Raw genomic sequence first — 6,277 nt, 5'->3', positions numbered from 1 at the left:
TTTAAACGTATTTTTTAACAACAATTTGAATTTGGAGAACAACAACTAGATGAAGTATTGCCTACTTCTGAAAGATTAACTTTTGTTTTTTCCGGCGGAATACCACAATTATCTTTTGCTAAACAATCTGTTTGTTTTGTTGTTAGCAAAAAATTTGCCCCGTCGAAATCTAATCCATATTTCCCAATAGTTGTATCTTGGTACTCTACTTCAATTTCTAGGTTTCCAAGCTTTAATAGTTTATCTGATAATTCAATTATATGAATCAATTTTTCAGGATGTAAACGATGGTCGTAATCATTAGCTTCCCACAATTGAAAATTAGCCACAACTTCATTTCTTAATGTTCCACCACAGTCTATAAAATGCTTAGTAATTTTCCCCACTTCAGTTACGTGAAAATGATTTGGCACTAATTTACCATCTGGCAATTGAAATGCTATTGTTTTTAAATTACTTAAATGTTTCTTAATTTCTTGAATTGTCATTTCCTGTTTTTAATTTATTTAATCGTTAATAAACAGTTGGTCTATTAAACTTTTTTTAGTTACACGTATTCTGATTCATATTTCTATTGAAAAATTCATTAAATAAACTTTTAGCTTTTAACCAATTATCGTGGTTTATACAATATTTAATTTTTGGCGGACTTACTTCTCCTTGAATTAAACCTGCATCTTTTAACTCTTTTAAATGTTGTGAAATAGTTGATTGTGCCAACGGAATTACTTCTAATAAATCTCCAGTAAAACAGCAACTCTGATTTTCAAGATAGTTTAAAATTTTAATTCGTGTTGGATGTCCTAAAGCTTTGGCAAAACGTGCCAATTCTTCGGTTTCAACTGAATATTCTATTTTATTTGTAGTTCTTTTCATAAGTCTATCGCAAATGTACGATTAATATTTAATTAAATAAAAATCGTACATATAAATTTATTCAAAAAAAATTAATCGTGTTTTGGAAATGCTTTTTTATTAAATACAATTAATATACCAACTGCTGTAGAAATTGCAGTGTCGGCAACGTTAAATATGGCGTTAAAAAATGTAAAGGGTTTACCGCCCCAAATTGGCAACCATTCTGGTAAATCACCACTCCAAATTGGAAAATAGAGCATGTCAACTACTTTTCCATAAAATAATTCTCCATAAGGTTTTTCGGCAAATAGTGTAGCAACTCCATTTACGGGAGTGTCAAAAATTACTCCATAAAAAACAGAGTCTATAATATTACCCATTGCTCCTGCAAAAATAAGTGAAATGGCTACAATTAAAATATTGGGAGCATTTTTCTTAACCGAAGAATATAACCAATATCCAATACCTCCAATGGCAAAAAGTCTAAATATTGTTAAAAATAATTTTCCGGATTTTCCGCCAAATTCGGCTCCCCAAGCCATTCCATTATTTTCAATAAAATGAATTCGAAACCAATCAAATACAACTACTTCTTCTCCATATAAGAAATTAGTTTTAATATAAATTTTACTAATTTGATCTATTAATAAGATAATAACTATGATTGTAATTGCTTTTTTCAACTTTTTGAGCTTTTATTTAATGGCAAAAAAATGAAGCTTTCAAAATTAAGAAAGCTCCTTTTTTTTAAAAATTTTATTTCTTATTGTTGCATGTTTTTTGCTTCAATACTTAATGTTGCGTGCGGAACTAACTTTAAACGTTCTTTTCTAATTAGTTTACCAGTTACACGACAAACGCCATAGGTTTTGTTCTCTATTCGGATTAAAGCATTTTTTAAATCTCTAATAAATTTTTCTTGACGAATGGCTAACTGTACATTTGCTTCTTTAGACATTGTTTCAGAGCCTTCTTCAAAGGCTTTAAAAGTAGGTGAAGTATCATCTGTTCCGTTATTGCTATCATTTTTAAATGAACTTTTTAGCAAACCTAAATCTTCTTCTGCATATGCGATTTTTTTAAGAATAATTTCTTTAAATTCTGCTAAGTCTTTGTCGGAGTATCTATTTGTATTTTCATTCATAACTTACATTTTTTGAATTAATATTTTGGTATTTACATCGTCAAAAGCAATTTCCGTGCCTTTTTCTACTATTTCTTCAAACACCAACTCACCTGTTAGAGTTTCTGTTTTTATATAATCCTGATTTGCTTCAATTGAGCGCTCTAATATATCATTTTTTTGAATAATCAACTTAATTTTGTCAGTTACATCAAATCCAGATTCTTTTCTAAGGTTTTGAACTCTATTAATTAACTCACGAGCATTACCTTCTTTTCGTAATTCATCCGTAATTGTAACATCTAAAGCCACTGTTAAACCACCTTGGTTTGCTACTAACCATCCTTCAATATCTTGCGATATGATTTCAACTTCATCTATTGTTAAATTTACAGTTTTTTCGTTGATATTTAAAGTTATTTCACCTTGTTTTTCAATATTGGCAATATCTTCTTGTGTTAAATTTTGAATTGCCTGACCAACAAACCTCATATCTTTCCCAAATTTAGGCCCAAGTAGCTTAAAATTAGGTTTTATTGTTTTTACCAATATTCCAGAAGCATCATCAATCAGTTCAATTTCTTTTACGTTTACTTCGGATTTGATTAAGTTTTCAACAGCTAAAATTTCTTCTCTGTCAGCTGCATCCAATACCGGAATCATAATTCTTTGTAATGGCTGACGCACTTTTATCATTTCCTTTTTACGTAACGACAATACCATTGAAGATATTTTCTGAGCTTGTTGCATTTTGTGTTCTAATTTTGCATCCAACAAACTTTCATCATAACTTGGAAAATCTCCTAAGTGTATAGATTCAAAATTTTCTTTTCCTGAAACTGAAATTAAATCTTTATAAAGATTGTCCATAAAAAATGGTGCAATTGGAGAAGCTAATTTAGCAACATTCAGCAAACATGTATATAATGTTTGGTATGCTGAAATTTTATCTTGCTCATAATCACCTTTCCAAAAACGTCTTCTACTTAAACGTACAAACCAGTTACTTAAATTTTCTCCAACAAAATCTTGAATTGCACGTGCTGCTTTTGTTGGTTCATATTCTTCGTAGAATTTTTCAACAATTTTAATTAATGTATTTAATTCAGAAAGAATCCAACGGTCAATTTCTGGTCTTTTTTCAATAGCAATTTCATCTTCGGCATATGTAAAACTATCTAAATTCGCGTACAATGAAAAGAATGAATAGGTGTTGTATAATGTTCCAAAGAATTTTCTACGAACCTCGTCAATTCCTTCAATATCAAATTTTAAATTATCCCACGGATTTGCATTAGAAATCATATACCAACGTGTAGCATCTGCGCCATATTTATCCATTGTTTCAAATGGATCAACAGCGTTTCCTAAACGTTTACTCATTTTTTTACCTTCTTTGTCTAAAACAAGTCCGTTAGAAACTACATTTTTATAAGCTACCGAATCAAAAACCATTGTTCCAATTGCGTGCAATGTATAAAACCAACCACGAGTCTGGTCAACTCCTTCTGCAATAAAATCTGCCGGGAAGAATTCTCTATTATCTATAAGTTCTTTATTTTCAAATGGGTAATGCCATTGCGCATAAGGCATTGAACCAGAATCGAACCAAACATCAATTAAATCGCTTTCGCGTTTCATTGGCTGTCCTTTTGGAGAAACTAAGGTAATTGCATCGACCACATTTTTATGAAGATCAATTTTATCGTAGTTTTCTTCACTCATATTTCCAACTTCAAAATCAGCGAAAATATCAGCTTTTAACAATCCTGCTTCAACCGATTTTTTCATCTCAGCTTTTAACTCTTCAACCGAACCAATCATAAGCTCTTCCGTTCCGTCTTCGGTTCTCCAAATTGGTAATGGAATTCCCCAATAACGAGAACGTGATAAATTCCAGTCGTTGGCATTTTTTAACCAGTTTCCAAAACGACCTTCTCCGGTTGATTTTGGTTTCCAGTTAATAGTATTATTTAATTCAAACATTCTGTCACGCTTGTCAGTCACTTTTATAAACCAAGAATCTAACGGATAATATAAAATTGGTTTATCAGTTCTCCAACAGTGTGGATAGCTGTGACGGTATTTTTCTACGTGAAATGCTTTATTTTCTTCTTTTAATTTTATTGCAAGATCTACATCTAACGAACGCTCTGGCGCTTCACCTTCATTGTAGTATTCATTCTTAACATATTTCCCTGCAAATTCGCCCATATGTTTGGTGAATCTTCCTTGTAAATCTACCAAAGGAACAGGATTTCCATTATCGTCTAATACCAACATTGGTGGAACTTCTGGATCTGCTTGTTTAGCAACAAGCGCATCATCTGCACCAAAAGTTGGGGCTGTATGTACAATTCCAGTACCATCTTCTGTTGTTACAAAATCTCCCGCAATAATTCTAAACGCATTTTCAGGGTTTTGATAAGGAAGTGTATATGGTAATAATTGCTCGTATTTAGCTTCTAAAATATCAGCTCCCTTAAATTCGTTAACAATTATATAAGGAATCTTTTTGTCGTTTTCTTTGTATTCTAAAAGTTGTACTTCATTTTCAACTGCAAAGAACTTTTTAGTGAATTGTTTTCCAACTAAATTCTTAGCTAAAATTACATTTATTGGTTCAAACGTATATTGATTATAAGATTTTACCAACACATACTCTATTTTTTTTCCAACGGTTAAGGCTGTGTTAGAAGGCAAAGTCCAAGGTGTAGTTGTCCAAGCTAAAAAATGCACATCACCTTCAACATTTTGCAATAGTTCTGGCAAGGTTTTTTTTATCGCTTTAAATTGTGCAACTGCAGTTGTATCAGTAACATCTTGATACGTTCCTGGCTGATTTAATTCGTGAGAACTCAATCCGGTTCCTGCTTTTGGAGAATATGGCTGAATGGTATAACCTTTATAGATTAACCCTTTTTTATACATTTCTGCTAACAACCACCAAACGGTTTCCATATATTTTGGTTTGTAAGTAACATACGGATCTTCCATATCCACCCAATAACCAACACGTTTTGTAAGATCGTTCCAAACATCGGTATAACGCATTACAGCTTTTTTACAGGCTTCGTTATACTCTTCAATAGTTATTTTTTTACCAATATCTTCTTTGGTAATTCCTAATTCTTTTTCAACACCTAATTCAATTGGTAATCCGTGCGTATCCCAACCGGCTTTTCTTTTTACTTGAAAGCCTTGTAAGGTTTTATACCTACAAAAAATATCTTTTATTGCTCGTGCCATTACGTGGTGAATACCCGGCAAACCATTTGCAGAAGGAGGTCCTTCAAAAAACACAAAAGGTTTATTTTCATTTCTTGTAGCTATACTTTTTTCGAAAATATGTTCCTTTTCCCAAAACGCTAAAGTTTCATCTGCCACTTTAGTGAGGTTCAAACCCTTATATTCTCTAAACTTTTTACTCATTTTTATGCTTTAATTCAATTAGTTTGCGAAATTACGGATTTTATTGAAAATATCATTTTATAAATTGTAAAAAATTTAATAGTTAATTGGTTGAATTTAACAGAATTAAATTAAGTTTACATTTGTATTTATTTTATCTTTAAATATGATTCAAAATATTATATCTAATTCTTATAAAACCGCTAAAAGAATCCCCCTAAAAAAGGATTCAAAATTTATTTTTTTTAGTGATTGCCATAGAGGTGATAATAGTTATGCCGATGATTTTGCCAATAACGGTAATATTTATTCCCACGCATTACGAAATTATCTCGAAAATGATTTTACCTATATTGAATTAGGCGATGGCATTGAGTTATGGGAAAACCTTTATTTTAATGAAATTTTTGAAGCACATAAGAATTCTTTTATGCTATTGCGCGAGTTTCATTTAAAAAATAAATTACACATGATTTGGGGAAATCATGATATGACTTTAAAAAGTAAAAAAAGATCTGCCAAACTATTAGATACCTATTTTGATAAAATTACAGGAACTGATAAAGATTTATTAAGTGGTTTAATTTTTAATGAAGGTATTATTTTAGAGCCAGAAGGATTGGATAAAAATATACTTTTAATTCACGGTCATCAAGCAGATTTTTACAATTATGTCTGGTGGAAATGGAGTCGATTTTTAGTACGGATATTGTGGAAACCATTGCAAATAGTTGGCATAAAAGATCCTACAAGTCCAGCTAAAAATTTTAAAGAGCTAATTAAGGTTGAACGCAGACTTAAAAAATGGATCTTGGCAAATAACAATCAAATGGTAATATCTGGGCATACGCATAGACCTCGTTTTCCAGAACCAAACGAATTGCC

6 protein-coding genes are annotated in these 6,277 nt (G+C 31.1%); 1 reads left to right on the top strand and 5 read right to left on the bottom strand.

Annotation, left to right across the window (positions count from 1 at the left end; all coding sequences use genetic code 11):
• Positions 1 to 14: 14 nt before the first annotated feature.
• The 5 genes from AB1Z17_RS06445 to ileS form a co-directional block, all read right to left on the bottom strand.
• The gene (locus AB1Z17_RS06445) at positions 15 to 488 is read right to left on the bottom strand and encodes a DUF6428 family protein (RefSeq protein ID WP_368050975.1); all 474 of its coding nucleotides are present in this window, start codon (positions 486 to 488) and stop codon (positions 15 to 17) included.
• 55 nt (positions 489 to 543) lie between these two features.
• A complete protein-coding gene (locus AB1Z17_RS06440; RefSeq protein WP_368050974.1) occupies positions 544 to 876 on the bottom strand; it encodes an ArsR/SmtB family transcription factor in 333 nt (110 codons plus the stop codon).
• Positions 877 to 947: 71 nt separating this feature from the next.
• Positions 948 to 1,541: a lipoprotein signal peptidase gene (locus AB1Z17_RS06435; protein WP_368050973.1), complete on the bottom strand. Its 594-nt coding sequence runs from the start codon at positions 1,539 to 1,541 to the stop codon at positions 948 to 950.
• Between the two features lie 80 nt (positions 1,542 to 1,621).
• The gene (locus tag AB1Z17_RS06430) at positions 1,622 to 2,002 is read right to left on the bottom strand and encodes a TraR/DksA family transcriptional regulator (RefSeq protein ID WP_368050972.1); all 381 of its coding nucleotides are present in this window, start codon (positions 2,000 to 2,002) and stop codon (positions 1,622 to 1,624) included.
• A 3-nt stretch (positions 2,003 to 2,005) separates the two neighbouring features.
• Entirely contained in the window at positions 2,006 to 5,413 is a 3,408-nt protein-coding gene (gene ileS, locus AB1Z17_RS06425) for an isoleucine--tRNA ligase (protein ID WP_368050971.1), read from the bottom strand.
• A gap of 145 nt (positions 5,414 to 5,558) precedes the next feature.
• Between ileS and AB1Z17_RS06420 the strand changes: the two genes are divergently transcribed.
• A partial coding sequence (locus AB1Z17_RS06420) for a metallophosphoesterase (protein WP_368050970.1) occupies positions 5,559 to 6,277 on the top strand: 719 nt, incomplete at its 3' end.

Origin of the sequence: Lutibacter sp., from assembly GCF_040883305.1 — a bacterium.
Classification (GTDB): domain Bacteria; phylum Bacteroidota; class Bacteroidia; order Flavobacteriales; family Flavobacteriaceae; genus Lutibacter.
Note: the sequence above shows the minus strand (reverse complement) of the source record. Positions and strands in the feature narration are given on the sequence as shown.